Below are 17,576 nucleotides of genomic sequence, written 5' to 3' on the forward strand. Positions count from 1 at the left end.
CCGCCTCCCCCCGGGCGGCGGGGCCGGCGGCGGCGGGGCGGGGGGGGGGGGGCGGGGGGGGGGGGGGGGGGGCGGGCCGCCCCCCCCCGGGGGCGCCCCCCCCCCCCGACGCCGACCGGCTCGCCGAGCTCCAGGAACTCGCCGAGCGGATGGAGCGGGCCGCGGACTGGGCGGAGTTCCACCGGCTCGACGAGGTCTTCCACCGCACCGTCGCCGCCGCCACCGGCGTCCCCGCCGCCGCCGCGGACTACGAGCCGGTGCTGCGCGACCTGTACCGCTACTACCTGCCCTACCCGATGGAGCAGCTGCGCGAGTCGAACCGGGAGCACCACGAGCTCGTCGCCGCCCTGCGCGCCCGCGACGCCGCGGCCGCCGCCGACGTCGCGCACCGCCACGTCACCGCGTTGCACCGGGACATGTTCGTCGGCCTGGACGCGCGCCGACGCCTGCCGCCCCCGGCGCGGAGCTAGTCGCCGTCGGCCGCCCGTGCGGCCCGGTTCGCGAGCACCGCGCCGTGCAGCGCGAACACCAGCAGCAGCACCAGACCCGCGTTCGGCGCCACCAGCGCCACCGGCAGCGGGAGGACGCCCTGGACGTGCGCGATCGTGATCACCGCGGTGAGCAGTCCGGCGGCGTAACCGGTGCGCGCCGCCTGCAGCAGCCGCGGCTCCGCGGCTCGGTGCCCCGCCGCCCACGCGGCGTCCGAGGCTTGCGTCGCCCGCGTCCGGATGCCGACGAAGTGGTTGCGGCGCAACGTTCCGCGCGAGCTCAGTCGCTGGATCAGGTGCATCGCCCAACCGGTGAACACGAGCGTCACCGCGTACAGGGCCAGTGCTGCGGCGTCCGGCAACGCGGCCCCCTCCGCTCGACGTCGGTCCCCGGTCACCCAAGCCGACGGCGGGCGCGGACGTCAACCTCCGGTCAGCCGGTGCGGGCGAACCGGCGGCTGATGGCGACCAGCGCCAGCACCGAGAACCCGAGCACCACGGCGATCTCCACCGGTGGCGGGACTTCCCAGCCCGCCCACTCCACCGGCGAGAAGATCACCGAGGAGTGCTCCTGCCCGAGCCGCCCGAGGACGGCGTGGCGCATCGCGTCCACCGCGTAGGTCAGCGGGTTCACCACCGTCAACGCCACCATCCACCCGGGCATCGCGCTGATCGGGAACATCATCCCGGACAGGAACACCAGCGGTGTGATCAGCACGGACAGCACGGTGTTGAACGTCTGCACCCGCTTGATCGCGACGGCCACCCCGGCGGCGAGCACCGTCAGCGACAGCGCGGCGATCGCGATCTCGGCCAGCAGCACCGCGAACAGCACCGGGTCGTAGGGCACTCCGACCAGCCCGGCGGTGAGCAGCACGACCGCGCTCTGCGCCGTCGCCACCGTTGCACCGCCGAGGCACTTGCCGAGCAGCAGCGTGCCGCGGAACACCGGCGCCGCCAGCATCTCCCGCATGAACCCGGTCTGCCGGTCCCACACGATCGACGCCCCCACCGAGATCGCCGGCGCCTGCGCCGCCATCACCAGCACACCGGGGAACAGGAACACCAGGTAGTCCTCCGCCGTCCGCGCCCCGCCCGCCCCGTCGGCCAGCAGCCGGGACAGGCCGATGCCGAGCACGTACAGGAACAGGAACGGCGGCAGCAGCGACACCGCGACCCGGGTGCGGTCCCGCAGGAAGTGCAGCAGTTCCCGGCGCCACACCATGCTCCCGGCCCGCCACTCCCGCGCGAGCCGGCCGCTCCGTTCGGCGTCCTGTTCGGACGGTGCTGCGGTCCGGGGCGGTGCGGTGCTGGTCACGCGGTCTCCTCAACGGCCGTGGGGATCAGGGGGCGGGCACGCCGGGGACGTCCCGGATGGCGCGGCCGGTGTAGTGCAGGAACACCTCGTCCAGGCTCGGCCGGGTCACCGTCACCTCGAAGATCGGCACGTCCAGCCCGGAGCAGAGCACCGGCACGAACCGCGCCCCGTCGGACACCTGCACCTGCACGCCGCCGTCCGCGGTGGTGGCCTCCAGGTCGAAGCGTTCGCGCAGCACCCGCACGGCCGCGTCGTCGTCGCCGGTGCGCAGCGCGATGCGGTCCGCGCCGATCACCGACTTGAGCTCCGCCGGGGTGCCCTGCGCGACGATCCGGCCCGCGTCGATGATCGCGATCCGGTCGCACCGCTCCGCCTCGTCGAGGTAGTGCGTGGTGAGGAAGACCGTGGTCTCCTCCTGCTCGGCGATCCGGTGCAGGTAGGTCCAGATCTCGGCGCGGGTCTGCGGATCGAGGCCCACGGTCGGCTCGTCGAGGAACAGCACGCTCGGCCGGTGCAGCAGGCCGCGCGCGATCTCCAGCCGCCGCCGCATCCCGCCGGAGAACGTCGCGACCCGGTCCGCGCGCCGCTCCCGCAACCCGACCAGGTCGAGCATCGAGTCGACGCGCTCGGCGACCAGCGCCCGGGGCATCGCGTACAGGTCGGCGTGGAAATCCAGGTTCTCCGCGGTGGTCAGGTCCGGGTCGAGCGTCGATTCCTGGAACACCAGGCCGAGCCTGCGCCGCACCTGGTGCGCGTCGCGCACCACGTCGTACCCGGCGATCTCGATGCGCCCCGCATCGGGCAGCGCCAAGGTGCACATCATCGCGATCGTGGTGGACTTGCCCGCGCCGTTCGGCCCGAGGAAGCCGAACGTCTCGCCGCGGGCCACGGTGATGTCGACGCCGCGCACCGCGTGCGTCCCGCGGTAGGACTTGTGCACGTCGCGGGCCACGATCGCGGGTGCGTCCTCGGGGCGGTGGTGGTCGTCGCCTCGCCGGAGTCGTCGCACGGGTGCTCCTCGCTGCTGTCGAACGGCCGGGTGTGCGGCGATCCCGTCACGCGGCGCGCAGGCTGCCCAGGTGGTCCTGCCAGTCCTCCGGCACCACGAAGCCGAAGCTCCAGCGGTGCCGTTCGGTCGGATTCACGATGCAGTGCCAGAACAACCTCGCCGGGTCCTGCTCGGCCTTGAAGAACCGCACGATCCTCCGGCGCTCCGGCAGCGTCACGATCTCGCCGGTGCCCGGGTTCTGGTAGCGGAAGAAGGAGGTGCCGCCGCCTTCGGGGAAGTCGTCGTCGAGGTCCACCACGTACATCCGCCAGCCCGGCTGGTTCTCGTTGGTGTGCCACAGCCGGTAGCTGTTCGGCGGGTACCACATCGAGCCGGACAACCGGATCTCGTCGCCGAACACGCCTTCCAGCAACCGGATCGCCCGCGTCTTGGCGGCGAAGTACGCGGGGTAGCCGGGGTGCTCGACGTGCTCGTCCAGGTTCACCAGGTGGAAGTCCCGCCGCGCGCCGCCGCCGGCCGGGTCCTGCCAGTGCGCGGCCATCATCCGGCGGTTCCACTCCTGGAACTCGGGATCGGACGGGGACTTCGAGGTGGAGTCCAGGTCGTCGGCGCGGAACCGGGCGTGGAACTCGGCCATGTCCAGCGGCGGCCGCACCTTCAGCAGCGGCAGCTCGTCGATCAGCGGCGCCAGCTCCGGCACGTCCGCCAGGTCGTACTCGTGGTGGTAGAAGGCCGTTCCCCGCGGCGGCGCCGGTTCGTCGGCGGCCGGTTCGGGCGTGGTCTCCGCGCCGAGCTCGGCGGATCCCTCGGCCAGCTCCTGGGCGGTGAAGTCGAACCCGTGCCTGCCGCCGAGCGCGATCATCTCCTCCATCCCGGTGACGGCCTTGAGCTGCTGGCCGAGTTCCGGCTGCTGCCTGGTCGCGCGCAGGAAGCTCTTGCAGGCTTCGACGGTCATGGCGGTCTCCTTCGTCCGGTGCGGGTGGCGGGTCGCTGCCCGCCGGGTCGCTGGGATGCCGGGATTCGGTGGTGGGGCGGGAGGTTCGGGGAAGCGGAGGGCGGTGCTCACGGTCGCGGCGGGTCGAGCATCAGCACCGAGGGCACCCGTTCCGGGTGCGCGAGCCGCAGGAAGTGCATGCCGTAGCCGGAGATCCCCATCATCAGCCCGGGGAAGAAGTCGGCGCTCTGCTCGCCGAGGCCGTGCTCGGCGTCGTCCAGCGAGCGCCACATCTCGCGCACCTGCACGTTCGCCTCCAGCCGGAACGCGGGTTCATCGCGCAGCAGCGCGTAGCGCAGCAGCAGCTCCGAGTTGCCGGAGGTGCCGTGGCACAGCGTGTGGTTCTTCAGCCGGGAGAAGTTGCGCACGGTCGCCCCCAGCGCATGCCGCGCCTCCCGCAGCAGCTCCTCGTCGTCCGCGCCCAGCAACGACCAGGCGGCGATGCGGCTCAACCCGATCCCGGCGGCCCCGTTGCACCACGCGTTGGAGTAGTGGTGGCCGTTCTTCGCGACCTGACCCGTGTCGTAGCGCAGGTCGTACCAGTCCTGCTCGTCGAGGTCGAAGTGCCGCGCCTCGTAGGCGAAGGCGCTCCTGCCCGCCGCGACGCACTCGTCCCGGCCGGTGCGGGTGCCCAGCAGGACCAGCGCCCAGCCGATCCCGGCGGCGCCGTGCGCGAACCCGGTCATGTCGTCCCGGGCGTGTTCCGGGGTGTTGGACGGCCAGCTCACCGCGCCGTCCCGATCGCGGGCGCGCCGCAGCAGGTGGTCCGCGCAGCGGTGCGCCAGGTCCAGCGCCTGATCCCCGAGCAGCGGTTCCAGCGCCAGCAGCACCGGGATCATCCCGGCGGCCCCGTGCAGCAGGTCCAGGTGGGTGTCGGCGTCGATGAGCTCGGCCAGGCCGTCGCACGCCCGCACGGCCTCGTCCACCAGTTCCTGCTCGCCCCACAACCGGTGCAGGTGGGTGAGCAGGTACAGCCGCCCGCCGACGTCGGCGAACGCTCCGGTGCGCTGCGGCGGGGTGTCGAGGACGTGCCGCAGCGCGCGCCGCGCGGCCCGCCGGAACTCGGGGCGCGGCACCACGTCGTCCAGGTAGGCGAGGAACAGCGCCACCCCCGCGGTGCCGGTGTAGAGGTCCGCGTCGATGTCGACGGACTCCAGCACGCCGTCGACCCGACCGAACGACTTCCACGGCGCCGGAGCCGGCGGTTCCAGCTCCATCGAGCACAACCGCTCGCCGACCCGCACCGCGTAGTCCAGCGCGGTGGCCACGAACGCGGGGCTGCTGATCTCGTCGTTCGACAGGCTGGCGGCGATGTAGCGGGCCTGCTGCGCGCGGTTCTTCGCGGTGAGCGAGCGGATCCGCTCCGCGGCGCGCTCCAGCGGGGAGCCGTCCAGCGCGGTCGGCAGCCGTTCCGCGCGGTCGTGCACGAGGTGGTCGTCGCCCACCTCGACGGTGAAGATCGGCACGTCCAGCCGCCACATCGACGCCGTCTCCCGCGCCGAGAGCACGGCGTCGCGGTCCCATTCGCGGGGGAAGGTGCGCACCGTGTTCAGCAGCAGGTCGACCTCCAGCGGGTCGGCCAGGCACTTCGGGTGCCGCGCGGACGCGATCAGCTGCGCGTAGATCTGGGTGCTCCAGTTCAGGAACCGGGCGGAGGCGCCGCGGAACGCCTCCGAGACCAGGGCGACCGCCTCGTCGGCGTTGCGCTCCAGCCACTCGTGCACCCGGTCGAAACCGTCCACGATGGACTCCAGGTGGTCCTGCGGGTGGACGAGCTCCCCGTGCAGGAAGACCCGGTTGGTGGCGTCGAGCTCCACCCGCACGCCCGACCGGTTCCGCACCGCCGCGCCGAAGCCGAGACGCCCGCCGACGATCTGCGGCACCGGCATCGGGATCTCGTAGCTCTCGCCGCCGGTGCACCCGCTCAGCCGCATCTGCTCCGGGCCGTCCGCGGTTTCGGCGCGCGGCCACTCCAGCAGGCCCGTCTTGAACACCGAGTCCTGCACCGTTCCGCTGCCGCCGCGGCCCAGCGGCGACGCGTCGAACACCGTCTCCCCGTCGCACACGTGGACGTGGCCGTCGGCGACGATGATGTTCTCGAAGTGCAGGTCGCTGCCGCCGAGCACGTAGAACAGGGCCAGGTGGCCGCCGAGCTCCCGGTACACGTGCGCGGCCGCTTCGGCGGTGCCGGTCTCGTTGCGCCCGGTGGGGATCGCGGCCTCGTAGCCGTAGCCGTCGCGCACCAGCACGGGCCGGGAGGCGAACTCCACGACACCCCGCTCGCGCAACCGGTCCAGCACGGCCTGCACCCCCGCCTCGGAACGCAGGCAGCGCGGCTTGCAGTAGAACGTCCCGGTCCCGCCGTCGTCGAGCTCGGCGGTCACCACCGCGACGCTGCGCCCGCCCGCGTGGTAGTCGCCGGTGCCGAGCCGCAGCGAGCGGAACGCGACGATCGACCGGCCGAACAACTCCGGCCCGAGCCGCGCCGCGTCGGCCGCCAGGTTGCGCAGCAGGTCCGCGCCGTAGTCGCCGATCAGCCCGGTCAGGTGGGCCAGCCAGCGCCCCAGCACCGGGTACTCCAGGAAGAACTCGTGGTAGGCGGCGGAATCGGCGAACGTCGCGTCCAGGTAGGCGAGGTAGTCGTCCTCGCCCGCCCGCTCCCGGTCGATCCCGCGCCGCGCCCGGTGCAGGTTCGCCTCGGCCTCCACCACCCAGGCCAGCGCCAGCGCGAACCGCCCGTGCAGGTGGCGCTGGAGGTCGTCGACCAGGTCCGGCCCGATCGACTCCGGCAGCTCCGCGCGCACCTTCTCCAGCCTGCGCCCCAGTTCCACCAGGAACGGTTCGCAGGCGGTGGCCAGCTCGCCGTAGTAGACGTCGGTCTCCCGCCACGTCGCGTGCGGGTCGGAGTGCGCCGGGTCCCAGCCGAGCACCGCGTCGCGGTAGGTCGGCAACCAGGCCGCGTGCAGCTCCTCCAGCAGCTCCGGGGGGGGGGGGGGGGGGGGGGGGGGGGGGGGGGGGGGGGGGGGGGGGGGGGGGGGGCGGGGGCGGGGGGGGGCGGGGGGGGGTGGGGGGGGGGCCCCCCCCCCCCCCCGGGGCGGGTTTCCCCCCCCCCCGGCCCGCGGCCCCCCCCCCCCCCCCCCCGGCCGGGGGGGGGGGGGCCGGGTCCAATTCGACGGCGCGGTAGGCGGTGAGCACCGCGGCGAGCTCCTCGGCGGTGTGCCGGGCGGGCCGCGCCCGGTTCTCGGCCTCCTGCGCGAACTTCCCGGCGAGCCGTCCGGCGACGCGGTCCAGCCGCCACCGCTCGACCGCGTCGGGCGGCGCCGCCGCGAGCGGCCGCCCCGAGTCGCGCAGCGCGGTGACGACGTGCAACCGCTCGTCCAGGTTGCTCGCGCGGGCGGCCAGATCGAGTGCTCGGTCGGTCTGCATCAACACCTGTCCCCGGTCGGTGGTGGGCGAGGAACGCGGCGAGCCCGAAGGCTCACCGCGTCGATGCTCAGCTCACTTGGTCGAGCCGTCGCACGCGAACGTGAACGGGCCGGCGCTGCAGGTGCTGGCGCAGGCGACGACCTCGTTGGCCGCGATCCCCTTGGTCCAGAAGTCCAGGGACTCCTGGTCGACGGCCTCGACCGCGTCGGGCAGCTCGGCAGGCTCCACGCCGAAGGCGGCGGGGTCCGCGATGAGCGCGGAGCGGAACTCGGCGTCGATGACGGCTTGGCGAAGAATGGTGTCGGACATGATCTCCTCCTGGATGCTGGTGTGCGTTCGGATCATTCGGACTTCTCGGCGGGCAGCTGCGCCACGAGGGCGAAACCCAGCTGCGCCTCCGCGTTCTTCAACTCCACGAGCGCTCGGCCCATGTTGTCGTTCTCGTTCTGCCAGGCGACGACCTCCTTCTCCTGCTCCGGTAGTCCCTCCGGCGACCACAGCTGCTCCAGCCACTTGTGGGTCGCGAAGGGGTGCAGGTCGGTGACCGGCGTGAGCCGGGCCAAGGTGGGCTCCTCGTTCAGCGCGAGGGCGAGCTGCAGCACCTCGCGCAGCTTGCCGTCCGGCGGCAGCAGCGAGCACAGGACCACGAGTTCCTGGATTCGCCGGATCACGTCCACGTCCGGGTAGATGACCGGAACATCCGAGTGCTGCATCGACCGCTCCCAATCCGTCGGAGGCCCAACGCGACCGACGCTAGGGGGCGGTGGTTTCAGTCCGCCTTCAAAGCTGTTTCACCGCAGGAGAACTGGCGTGGCGGCAGCGGGATCCGTCACCGCGGCAGGAGGTTCGCGGCTCCGTCAGCCGGACTGGTCGGCCGCCCAGGCGCAGAGGGCGGCCTGCACCCGGTTGCCCACGTCGAGCGCGGCGAGGATGCGGCTCACGTGCGCCTTCACCGTGCTCTCCCGCATGCCGAGAGCGCTCGCGATCTCGGCGTTGCCGTCGCCCGTCGCCAACCGGCCGAGCACGTCCCGCTCCCGGGGGGTGAGGCGTTCGATCTTCGCGCGCGCCGCGGCGGAATCGGGTCCGCTGCCCCGGTGGTAGTGGTCGACGAGCCGCCGCGCCGCCGCCGGGTGCAGCATCGCCTGCCCGCTCGCGACGACCTGCACGGCGCGCACGATCTCGGCGGGTTCGCTGTCCTTGAGCAGGAATCCGGCGGCACCCGCGGTCAGCGAGCCGTACACGTACTCGTCGAGGTCGAAGGTGGTGAGCGTGACGACCTGCGGCGGGTTCGGCAGCGCGCGCAGGCGCTCGGTGGCCTGGATGCCGTCCAGCTCCGGCATCCGCACGTCCATCAGCACCACGTCGACCTGGCCGGTCGCGGCCTCCCGGACCGCGCTCAGCCCGTCCCCGGCCTGCCCGACCACGGTGATCCCCGGTGCGTCGGTGAGGATGTCGGCGAGCGCCAGGCGGACCAGCGTGTCGTCGTCCACGATCAGCGTGCGGATCATGCTGCTCCCGAGGAGTGGGCGGGTGCCGGGATGCGCGCCGACAGCCGCCAGCCGCCGGTGCCCGAAGGGCCGTGTTCCAGGGTGCCGTGCAGCGCGTCGACCCGTTCGGCCAGCCCCACCAGGCCGTAGCCGCTGGGCGAGTCCCGCTCCACCGGCGCGCCCACGTCGTTCTCCACGTCCACGGTGGACTCCGGCGGACCGTGCCGGACCCGGACCCGCACGGCCGAGCCCGGTGCGTGCTTGCGCGCGTTCGTCAGCGCTTCCTGCACCAGCCGGTAGATGGCCAGCCGGTGGCTGAACGGCAGCTCCGCCGCGTCACCGGAGACCTCGGCCGCCACCGGCTGCCCGGCCGCCCGCGCCTCCGCGAAAAGCGCCTCCAGATCGCGCATCCGGCGCGGCTCCGGAACCCCGCCGCCGTCCGGCGAGCGCAGTCCCGCCAGCACGTCCCGCAGGTCGCGCAGCGCCTCCGTCGACGTCGCCCGCAGCAGGTCGATGCGGTCCGCGACCTGCGGGGGCAGCTCGTCCGAATGCCGTTGCAGCGCGCCGGTGTGCAGCGCCAGCACGCTCAACGAGTGCGCCAGCGAGTCGTGCAGCTCGGCCGCGACCCGGCCGCGCTCGGTCAACCGCGCCTGCTCCGCGCGCAGCTCCCGCTCCACCCGCAGCTGGTCGACCTGCGCGGCCAGGCTCGCCACCAGCCGCCGGTGCCCGCCCGCCCACATGCGGAGCGTCGCCACCGCGACCAGCAGCAGCACCAGCACGGCGACCCGGGTGCCCCACAGCGAGTGCTGCGGCTGCAGCAGGTTCCCGCCCATCGCCGCGACCGCGCACACCGCCGCCACCACCAGCCTGCCGCGCTTCGCGCAGGAGTACAGCACCACCAGCAGCGCCAGCACCGTCCCCAGCACCGCGGCCACCAGGACCGCGGGCACCGCCGCGACCGCCAGGTTCCGCCCGCGCCACGCGAGCGCGATCCCGGCCAGCAGCACCGCGCCGACCTGCGGGCTCAGCACCACGCCGCCGGCGCGGACGTAGGCCTCCTGCGCGGACAGCAGCGAGACCGCGACGAGCAGCGCCGCCTCCACCCACCACCGCGTGCGCGGCGGTACCGCGGTCACCGGGTTGCTCCTCGTCGCCACGACGGACGAGCATAGGGAGCCGCCGCCCCCCTACTTTCGTACCGGATCTCCGTGGCCATGAGACCGATGGTGCCCGTTGATCCCGCCAGTAGCGTGCAACGACGTGGACCCAGTGCAGACCAGCAGCAGCACGTCGCCCGGACGGTTCGCCTTCTCCCGCGAGGCGTTCCGCAGCTTCCGCGTCACCGGGGCGATCGCCCCCAGCAGCAGACGGCTCGCCGCCCGGCTCGCCGCGCCGCTGCTGCCGCCGCAGCACCGGCCACCGGCCAGGGTGCTCGAAGTCGGGGCGGGCAGCGGGGTGGTGACGCGGGAGCTCGCCGACCGGATCGGCCCCGCCGACCGGCTGGACGTCGTGGAGATCAACCCGCACTACGTGCGGATGCTCGACACCGCGCTGCGCACCGAGTTCGCGCTCTCCGCCGTCGCCGACCGGATCGCGCTGCACGAGGTCTCGGTGCTGGACGCGCCGCTGGAACCGCGCTACGACGTGGTCGTCTCCGGGCTGCCGTTCACCAACTTCGAACCCGAGCAGGTGCGGGCGCTGCTGGACCGGCACCTCGAACTGCTCGTTCCGGGCGGGCACCTGACCTTCTTCGGCTACCTGGGCACGCAACGGGCCCGCGCCCTGGTGAGCGGCCCGACCGAGTCGCGGCGGCACCGGGCCGCGATGGAGGTGGAGCGCGAGTTCGTCGAGCGCTACGGCCTCGGCCGCTCGACGGTGTGGTGGAACCTGCCGCCCGCGCACGTCTGGCACCTGCGCGCACCCGCGGCGGAGGACCGCTGATGCCGTCACCGGCCGACTGGCTGGCGCAACTGCCGCCGCCGGCCGCCTACGGGTTGCTCGCCGGGCTGGTGTTCACCGAAGGGATCCTGGTGATCAGCCCGTTCGTGCCCACGCTGGGGCCGCTGCTCGTCGCGGGCGCGCTCGTCTACGCGGGGGTGCTGGAACCGTGGGCGGTGGTGCTGGCCGCTTCCGTCGGCGCGATCTGCGGGGACGCGCTCGGCCACTGGACCGGGCGCCACCTCGGCCCTCGGCTGCGGGAGACCCGGTTCGCGCGTCGCGTCCCGCGCGCGTGGGACCGCGCGAGCGAGCTGTTCCGCCGCAGCGGCGGGCCCGCGCTGGTGCCGTGCCGGTTCGTGCCGCTGGTGCGGTCCGCGGCTCCGCACCTGATCGGCGCGTCCGGCCTGCCCTACCGCCGGATGGCGCCGTGGAGCGCGCTCGCCGGGGTGGTGTGGGCGTGCGGGGAAGGCAGCGTGGGCTACCTGGCCGGGGCGTCGTACTCGCGGCTGGCCGGGGCGTTCGGCGCGATCCCGGCCGTGGCGGTGCTCGTGCTGGTGGTGCTGGGGGTCGTGTACTGGCGACGGCGCGGCTCCGGTGGGGCGGACGGCTCGGACCGGTCGGCCGATGCGGCGGACCGCGCGGATTTGGAAGGCGCGGATCCGGACCGTGCGGGTCCGGAGGACGCGGATCCGGAAGGCGCTGGGCCGGCAGGCACGCGCCCGGACCGGGCCGATCCGGTCGGAGCGGGCGCCGGGGCCGTGGAACCGGGCGTCGCGGACGCGGGGGGAGCGGACCGTCCCGGCCGCGCGGGTCCGCGGCACCGCGCGCAGCGGCGTCCCGGCCGCTACGACGCGGTGTGAAGCGGCGGCACCTGGTCGTCACGCAGGATCGCCAGGTGCAGATCGCGCAGCTGCGGTCCGGGCTCCACGCCGAGGCCGTCGCGGATGCGCGAGGTCAGCTCGGCGTAGGCCAGCAGCGCCTCCACCTTCCGCCCGCAGCGGTAGAGCGCGAGCAGCAGCTGCTGCCAGAACCGCTCGTGGAACGGATGTGCGGAGGTCAGCGCCCGCAGTTCGCCGATGAGCTCGCGGTGGTGGCCCAGTTCCAGCTCCAGTTCGCCGCGCCGCTCCAGCGCTTCGATGCGCTGCTGGTGCATCCCGGGCACCACGTCGCGGTGCAGCGAGTCCGAGGCCACGTCCGGTAGCGCGCGCTCCCCGCGCCACAGCGCCAGCGCCTCGCCGAGGGCGGCGGATTCGCGGAGCCGGTCGTGGGCGGCCTCCGCGGCGCGCGCCTGCTCCAGCAGCTCGATGAAGCGGGCGAAGTCGAGGGTCTCCGGGGACGCCTGGAGCGTGTACCCGGCGCTGGAGGTGCGGATGAGGTCCGGCGCGCCGGGCGCGTCCGCGATGGCGTGCCGGAGCCGGGTCAGGCAGGTGTGCAGCGCCCGGCGCGGCCGGCAGGGCGGCCGGGAGTCCCAGATCCGGTCCACGAGCTCGTCGACGCACACCACCTGGTTGAACTTGACCAGCAGCGCGGCGAGCAGGATGCGCTGCCTGGATCCGGGTACGTCGAGACATCGCCCGCCGCTCCCGACGGTGAGCGGGCCGAGGACGTGGAACGACAGCGGTTTCGTCACGTGGAGCCCCCAGTTGTGCGGTGCGGTCCCGGCATGCCGGTCGGCCTCGGCGGTGCGCGGGCTGGGTCGCGTTCGACCGGCGGTCGGCGCGGCGATTCCCCAGATCGCGGCCGGGATTCCCGAGTCATCGGCGGCGCGCGAGCGGCCGGCCCGGGAGTTGATTTTCACTTTTTAGCATCGATCTTCAACGGCCGGCAATGCTGCGTACGGGGTCTTACGAAAGTAGGTGGGCGTCCCCGGATCGGGGGTTTTTCCCCGGATCGGCGGAACTGCGCGCGCAATTTTTCGATAATCGTGTTAAGAGGTCGAATCGCGGTGCGGAGACTTCGATCACGGTTCGCTCAATCACTGTCCGTGCAACCGGCTCCGCCGGTGGGTGACCGCTATGCGAATATCGGTTCGAATGTCCGAGTCGCCAGGTGGCGGCGAGTAAAGTGCAAATCGGACTATTCGAACGAATGCGTGGATAGATTTCGGTCGGTGGATTTCGGTTGACCCGTTCGGGGCACTAAGGTGTCTGCCCAAGGTCGAAAAAGAGTTGTCGAGCAGGAGCCTCGACGGGCCGCCCCGGGGGTGGGCGGCCGAGAATGGATAAGAGGGGTGTTCTCCTTGTCAGGGGCAAGCTCGTCCAACGCGGAATCGGACGACTTCTCGGTATCGGATGTGACGGTCACCGAGCCGGGCGTGATTCGCCGAGCCGTCGGTGCGGCCGCGATCGGCAACGTCACGGAGTGGTTCGACTTCGGCGTCTACTCCTACCTGGCCGTGAAGATCGAAAGCGTGTTCTTCGCCGGCCTCTCGCCGACGATGGGCACCATCGCCACGCTCGGCACCTTCGCCGCGGCGTTCCTGGTGCGGCCCTTCGGCGGGCTGTTCTTCGGGCCGCTGGGCGACCGGATCGGCAGGCAGAAGGTCCTGTCGCTGACCGTCATCATGATGGCGATCAGCACGTTCATCATCGGCATCCTGCCCGATTACCACGCCATCGGCGTCGCGGCGCCGATGCTGTTGTTGCTGGCCAGGCTGCTGCAGGGCTTCTCCACCGGTGGTGAGTACGGCGGCGCGATGGCGTTCATCGCGGAGTACGCGCCGGACCGCAAGCGCGGTTTCCTGTGCAGCTTCCTGGAGTTCGGCACGCTCACCGGCTACGCGCTGGGTGCCAGCTTCGCGACCGGTCTGGAGCTGCTGCTCAGCGAAGAGGACCTGCTGGCCTGGGGTTGGCGCATCCCGTTCCTGATCGCCGGTCCGATCGGCGGCATCGGGTTGTACCTCCGGATGAAGCTGGAGGAGACCCCGGCGTTCGCGAAGATCGCGGCGGAGTCCGAGGGGCGCGAGGGCAACCAGACGCTGGCGGAGTTCCGCAAGATCTTCGTCAACCACTGGCCGGCGATGCTGGTGTGCGGTGGCATCGTGCTGGTCTTCAACGTCACCAACTACGTGCTGACCAGCTACATGCCCACCTACCTCACCCAGACGCTGCCGGACAACGGGCACGCGGGCACGGACTCCACGACGTCCCAGGTGCTGCAGATCGTGGTGCTGCTGGTGTCGATGGTGCTGATCACGTTCATCGGCCGGCTCAGCGACAAGATCGGGCGCAAGCCGGTCATGTACACCGGGTGCGTGCTGCTGGTGGTGCTGGCCATCCCGTCGGTCATGCTGCTGAAGGCGGGCGGCACGTTCGCCACGTTCAGCGGCCTGATGCTGATGGGGTTGATGCTGCTGTGCTTCAACTCCACCTCGCCGTCGGTGCTGCCCGCGCTGTTCCCGACCGACATCCGCTACGGCGGGCTGTCGATCGCGTTCAACATCTCGGTGTCGCTGTTCGGCGGCACGGCCGCGACGGTGATCGCGGCGTTGATCGCGCTCACCGGGAACCTGGACATCCCCGCCTACTACCTGATGGGTGCGGGTGTGATCGGTGCGGTCGCGGTGTACTTCGCGAAGGAGTCCGCGGGCAAGCGGCTGCCCGGCTCGCCGCCGGCCGCGGTGGACCACGAGGAAGCGAAGGTGCTGGTCGGCGCCAAGGACTGACCTCGGACGCGGAAGAGCCCCGTCGCCGTTCATTCTCGGCAGCGGGGCTCTTCTGCGTTCGCGGAAGGGGTTTCAGCGGGGGGCGGCCCGCAGGACCGAGCGGGTCCACGCGGTGATCGCCCCGGCGATGGCGAACAGTCCGACGGCTTCGACCGACAGCGCGACGATGATGTGGTTCATCCGAGTCTCCTGTGACAACGCGACGTGATTCTTGTCCGGGGGAACGTCGCTGGAGGCTGATCAAGGCTCCGAACCGGCCTCTCGTTGCCACTGCTCGACCTTCTCCCGCCCGGTGAATCGCCACACCGGAGCTGTGTATTTCACGTGGCCCCCAACTCGTCCTGTGACGTGCGGCACAGGTCGGCATGCGCTCCGACCTGCGGTTCTCCGGAACCTTGACCGCGGCTCCGCCGTGCTCGTACGGTTATGCCGTCACAGACAGGTCGTGCCGTGCAGCGGCACAGATCGGCGGGCAACGATGACGTTCGCGCTGGAGAACCTGACCGTGCTCGACCTGACCCAGGTCATGGCCGGGCCCTACTGCTGCCAACTGCTCGGCGACCTCGGCGCCGACGTGATCAAGGTCGAACCGGTCGGCGGCGGCGACGCCACCCGCCAGGCCACCGGGCACCGGCTGCCCCGCGGCACCAGTGCCGCCTTCCTCGCGGTGAACCGGAACAAGCGCAGCATCGCGCTCGACCTCAAGACCGATGCCGGGCTCGACACCTTCTACCGGCTGGTCCGGGACGCCGACGTCGTGGTGGAGAGCTTCCGGCCCGGCGTCGCCACCCGGCTCGGCGTGGACTACCCGGCGCTGCGCGAGCGCAACGAGCGGATCGTGCACGCCTCCCTGTCCGGATTCGGGCAGACCGGGCCGTACGCGGGGCGTCCTGGCTACGACCTCATCGCCCAGGCCATGAGCGGGATCATGAGCGTCACCGGCGAACCCGGCGGCCCGCCCACCAAGTCCGGGGTGCCCGTCGCCGACCTGTCCGCCGGGCTGTTCTGCGCCGTGGGCATCCTCAGCGCCTGCCTGTCCCGGGCCGCCACCGGGCGCGGGCAGGCCGTGGACACCTCGCTGTACGACGCGGCCCTCGCCCTGTCGATCTGGGAGACCTCCGAGCTGTGGGCCACCGGCGAGGCACCCGGCAGGCTCGGCTCCGCGCACCGGGTCAACGCGCCCTACGAGGCGCTGCCGACCCGCGACGGGCACATCACCGTCGGTGCCAACAACGAACGGCTGTGGCGGCGGCTCTGCGCCGTGCTCGACCGGCCCAAACTGCCCGCCGACGAGCGGTTCGCCACCAACACCGACCGGGTCCGCCACCGCGCCGAGCTCGCCGCCGAACTCGCGACGACCCTGCGCACCAGGGACACCGAGGAGTGGACCGAGCTGCTGCTGGCGGCCGGGGTGCCCGCCGGACCCATCCGGGACTACGCGCAGTCCTGCGCCGACCCGCACACCCTCGCCCGCGAGATGGTCGTCGAGGTCGACCACCCCGGCGAAGGCCCGGTGCGCGCGCTCGGCGTCCCGGTGAAGCTCAGCGGCACCCCCGGGCGGATCCGCAGGCCCGCGCCCGCGCTCGGCGAGCACACCGACGAACTGCTGCGCGCCACCGGCCGCACCGACGAGGAGATCCGCGCCCTGCGGGCCGAAGGAGCCGTCGCATGAGCGGGCGGGTGCGCGTCGAGATCGACGGAACCGTCGCCACCGCCACCTTCGACCGGCCCGAAGCCCGCAACGCCATGACCTGGCGGATGTACGACGAGCTCGCCGAGTTCTGCGCGCGCGTCGCCGCCGAACCGCGGGTGCGGGTCGCGGTGCTGCGCGGCGCCGGGGGCGAGGCGTTCGTCGCGGGCACCGACATCGGCCAGTTCCGGGACTTCGACGGCGCCGCCGCCGGGCACGACTACGAGCGGCGGGTGGAGGCGGTGCTGGACGCGGTGGAGCGGATCCCCGTGCCGACGATCGCCGTCGTCGACGGCTACGCCACCGGCGGCGGACTCACCATCGCCGCGGCCTGCGACCTGCGGATCTGCTCGGAGCGGGCGAAGTTCGGGATGCCCATCGCGCGCACCGTCGGCAACTGCCTGTCGATGCGCAACCACGCGCTGCTGGTCTCGCTGATCGGCGCGGGGCGCACGATGCACCTGATCTGCACGGCCGGTTTCCTCGACGCCGAGGCGGCCGAACGCGCCGGGCTGGCCTCCGAGGTGCTCCCGGAATCCCGGGTCGACGCGCGGGTCGCGGAGCTGTGCGAGCGGATCGCCGGGCACGCGCCGCTGACCATGCGCGCCACCAAGGAGGCCGTGCGGAGGCTGCGGGGGCACGCGCTGCCACCGGGGGACGACCTGGTGGAGTCCTGCTACGGCAGCGCGGACTTCCGCGAAGGCGTGCGCGCGTTCACCGAGAAGCGCCGCCCGCAGTGGCTCGGCCGGTGATGCCGGATGGGCGGCTCAGCCGGGCAGGACCGCGGGGCGGTGGCCCAGCGTGGCGCTCACCCGGGCGGCGGCCTCCGCGACCAGCGCGCCGTAGCGCTCCCGCAGCTCCGGGGTGATCCGGCCGGCCGGTGCGGAGATCGACAGTCCCGCGACCGGATCGCCGGTGTCGTCGAAGATCGGCGCGGCGACCGCGGCGATGTCGGCGCGCCACTCGCCGGTGTTCGCGGCGTAGCCGAGCTCGGCGACCCGGTCGAGCTCCGCGAAGAACTCCGCCCAGTCCACGATCGTGTTGTCGGTGTAGCGCACCAGTTCCTCACCGAGGATGGGGCGCACCGCTTCCCGGGGCATCGCCGCCAGCATCGCCTTGCCGTTCGACGAACCGTGCAGCGGCACCGTGCTGCCCAGCGGCACCACCGCGCGGATCGGGTGCTCGGTCTCGACCCGCTCGATGAGCACCGCGTGGTCGCCCTCGCGGACCATCAGGTGCGCCGTCTCGCCGGTCTCCCGGCGCAGCTCGTGCATGACGGCCGCCGCCGCGTCCCGCACGCCGATGTCGGCGATGGCGCGCTGGCCCACCTGGAAGGCGCGGGTGGTGAGTACCCAGCGGGTGACGTCCGCGCCGTCCGGGCAGATCCAGCCCGCCGTCCACATCGTCCGCAGCGCCCGCTGCACGGTGCTCTTCGGCATCCGCAGCCTGCGGGCGAGGTCGCCGACCCCGGCCGGCTGGGTGTGCGCGACCTCTTCGAGCACCCGGAAAGCGGAGAGCACGGTGCGCATTCCTTCGCTCATCCCGGAAGCCTAGCCGGTCCG

17 protein-coding genes are annotated in these 17,576 nt (G+C 72.8%); 6 read left to right on the plus strand and 11 right to left on the minus strand.

Annotated elements, in window-relative coordinates; translation table 11 throughout:
• Positions 1-470: FCD domain-containing protein (locus LCD31_RS01070; protein WP_224955494.1), on the plus strand; the 470-nt coding region annotated here is incomplete at its 5' end.
• Here the strand turns inward: LCD31_RS01070 and LCD31_RS01075 are convergent.
• The 9 genes from LCD31_RS01075 to LCD31_RS29430 all read right to left on the minus strand — a co-directional run bounded on the left by LCD31_RS01075 (position 467) and on the right by LCD31_RS29430 (position 9,879).
• Positions 467-850 (minus strand): SdpI family protein, encoded by a 384-nt coding sequence (locus tag LCD31_RS01075; RefSeq protein WP_224955495.1) that lies wholly within the window; start codon positions 848-850, stop codon positions 467-469. The genes LCD31_RS01070 and LCD31_RS01075 overlap by 4 nt on opposite strands.
• Positions 851-921: 71 nt before the next feature.
• Positions 922-1,806: an ABC transporter permease gene (locus tag LCD31_RS01080; RefSeq protein ID WP_224955496.1), complete on the minus strand. Its 885-nt coding sequence runs from the start codon at positions 1,804-1,806 to the stop codon at positions 922-924.
• A 25-nt stretch (positions 1,807-1,831) separates the two neighbouring features.
• Positions 1,832-2,815 (minus strand): ABC transporter ATP-binding protein, encoded by a 984-nt coding sequence (locus LCD31_RS01085; RefSeq protein WP_224955497.1) that lies wholly within the window; start codon positions 2,813-2,815, stop codon positions 1,832-1,834.
• A 46-nt stretch (positions 2,816-2,861) separates the two neighbouring features.
• Positions 2,862-3,770 (minus strand): Nif11-like leader peptide family natural product precursor, encoded by a 909-nt coding sequence (locus LCD31_RS01090; protein WP_224955498.1) that lies wholly within the window; start codon positions 3,768-3,770, stop codon positions 2,862-2,864.
• Positions 3,771-3,877: 107 nt separating this feature from the next.
• On the minus strand, positions 3,878-6,760 hold the full coding sequence (locus LCD31_RS01095) for a type 2 lanthipeptide synthetase LanM family protein (protein ID WP_224955499.1): 2,883 nt from the start codon (positions 6,758-6,760) through the stop codon (positions 3,878-3,880).
• Between the two features lie 547 nt (positions 6,761-7,307).
• Positions 7,308-7,544 carry a cinnamycin family lantibiotic gene (locus LCD31_RS01100; protein WP_308011301.1) on the minus strand — a complete coding sequence of 79 codons (237 nt, stop codon included), beginning with the start codon at positions 7,542-7,544 and terminating at the stop codon, positions 7,308-7,310.
• 32 nt (positions 7,545-7,576) lie between these two features.
• Entirely contained in the window at positions 7,577-7,948 is a 372-nt protein-coding gene (locus tag LCD31_RS01105; protein ID WP_224955501.1) for a DurN family substrate-assisted peptide maturase, read from the minus strand.
• A 144-nt stretch (positions 7,949-8,092) separates the two neighbouring features.
• Positions 8,093-8,743 carry a response regulator transcription factor gene (locus tag LCD31_RS01110; RefSeq protein ID WP_224955502.1) on the minus strand — a complete coding sequence of 217 codons (651 nt, stop codon included), beginning with the start codon at positions 8,741-8,743 and terminating at the stop codon, positions 8,093-8,095.
• The gene (locus LCD31_RS29430; RefSeq protein WP_224955503.1) at positions 8,740-9,879 is read right to left on the minus strand and encodes a histidine kinase; all 1,140 of its coding nucleotides are present in this window, start codon (positions 9,877-9,879) and stop codon (positions 8,740-8,742) included. Before LCD31_RS29430 ends, LCD31_RS01110 begins: the two co-directional genes overlap by 4 nt.
• Before the next feature lie 103 nt (positions 9,880-9,982).
• Here LCD31_RS29430 and LCD31_RS01120 point away from each other — a divergent pair, with 103 nt between their 5' ends.
• Together LCD31_RS01120 and LCD31_RS01125 are read left to right on the plus strand one after the other, a co-directional pair.
• Positions 9,983-10,663: a class I SAM-dependent methyltransferase gene (locus LCD31_RS01120; protein ID WP_224955504.1), complete on the plus strand. Its 681-nt coding sequence runs from the start codon at positions 9,983-9,985 to the stop codon at positions 10,661-10,663.
• Complete coding sequence (locus LCD31_RS01125) at positions 10,663-11,520, plus strand: DedA family protein (protein ID WP_224955505.1); 858 nt, start codon at positions 10,663-10,665, stop codon at positions 11,518-11,520. The genes LCD31_RS01120 and LCD31_RS01125 overlap by 1 nt, the downstream gene beginning before the upstream one ends.
• Here the strand turns inward: LCD31_RS01125 and LCD31_RS01130 are convergent.
• Positions 11,505-12,290 carry an AfsR/SARP family transcriptional regulator gene (locus LCD31_RS01130; protein ID WP_224955506.1) on the minus strand — a complete coding sequence of 262 codons (786 nt, stop codon included), beginning with the start codon at positions 12,288-12,290 and terminating at the stop codon, positions 11,505-11,507. The two genes, LCD31_RS01125 and LCD31_RS01130, sit on opposite strands and share 16 nt — an antisense overlap.
• Positions 12,291-12,974: 684 nt before the next feature.
• Here LCD31_RS01130 and LCD31_RS01135 point away from each other — a divergent pair.
• The 3 genes from LCD31_RS01135 to LCD31_RS01145 all read left to right on the plus strand — a co-directional run bounded on the left by LCD31_RS01135 (position 12,975) and on the right by LCD31_RS01145 (position 16,766).
• A complete protein-coding gene (locus LCD31_RS01135; protein ID WP_224955507.1) occupies positions 12,975-14,324 on the plus strand; it encodes an MFS transporter in 1,350 nt (449 codons plus the stop codon).
• Between the two features lie 478 nt (positions 14,325-14,802).
• Positions 14,803-15,996 carry a CaiB/BaiF CoA-transferase family protein gene (locus LCD31_RS01140; protein ID WP_224955508.1) on the plus strand — a complete coding sequence of 398 codons (1,194 nt, stop codon included), beginning with the start codon at positions 14,803-14,805 and terminating at the stop codon, positions 15,994-15,996.
• Positions 15,993-16,766, plus strand: a complete 774-nt coding sequence (locus LCD31_RS01145) for an enoyl-CoA hydratase/isomerase family protein (RefSeq protein ID WP_224955509.1) — start codon at positions 15,993-15,995, stop codon at positions 16,764-16,766. The genes LCD31_RS01140 and LCD31_RS01145 overlap by 4 nt, the downstream gene beginning before the upstream one ends.
• A 15-nt stretch (positions 16,767-16,781) precedes the next feature.
• Here LCD31_RS01145 and LCD31_RS01150 read toward each other — a convergent pair whose 3' ends face one another.
• A complete protein-coding gene (locus LCD31_RS01150; RefSeq protein ID WP_224955510.1) occupies positions 16,782-17,555 on the minus strand; it encodes an IclR family transcriptional regulator in 774 nt (257 codons plus the stop codon).
• Positions 17,556-17,576: the final 21 nt, after the last annotated feature.

The organism is Saccharopolyspora sp. 6M (assembly GCF_020176775.1).
GTDB classification, from domain to species: domain Bacteria; phylum Actinomycetota; class Actinomycetes; order Mycobacteriales; family Pseudonocardiaceae; genus Saccharopolyspora_C; species Saccharopolyspora_C gregorii.

Bases quoted from the DNA above. Each gene is read 5' to 3' on its own strand.
- LCD31_RS01090 (WP_224955498.1), bottom strand. From the start codon at position 3,770: ATGACCGTCGAAGCCTGCAAGAGCTTCCTGCGCGCGACCAGGCAGCAG.
- LCD31_RS01100 (WP_308011301.1), bottom strand. From the start codon at position 7,544: ATGTCCGACACCATTCTTCGCCAAGCCGTCATCGACGCCGAGTTCCGC.
- LCD31_RS01105 (WP_224955501.1), bottom strand. From the start codon at position 7,948: ATGCAGCACTCGGATGTTCCGGTCATCTACCCGGACGTGGACGTGATC.
- LCD31_RS01110 (WP_224955502.1), bottom strand. From the start codon at position 8,743: ATGATCCGCACGCTGATCGTGGACGACGACACGCTGGTCCGCCTGGCG.
- LCD31_RS01125 (WP_224955505.1), top strand. From the start codon at position 10,663: ATGCCGTCACCGGCCGACTGGCTGGCGCAACTGCCGCCGCCGGCCGCC.
- LCD31_RS01140 (WP_224955508.1), top strand. From the start codon at position 14,803: ATGACGTTCGCGCTGGAGAACCTGACCGTGCTCGACCTGACCCAGGTC.
- LCD31_RS01145 (WP_224955509.1), top strand. From the start codon at position 15,993: ATGAGCGGGCGGGTGCGCGTCGAGATCGACGGAACCGTCGCCACCGCC.
- LCD31_RS01150 (WP_224955510.1), bottom strand. From the start codon at position 17,555: ATGAGCGAAGGAATGCGCACCGTGCTCTCCGCTTTCCGGGTGCTCGAA.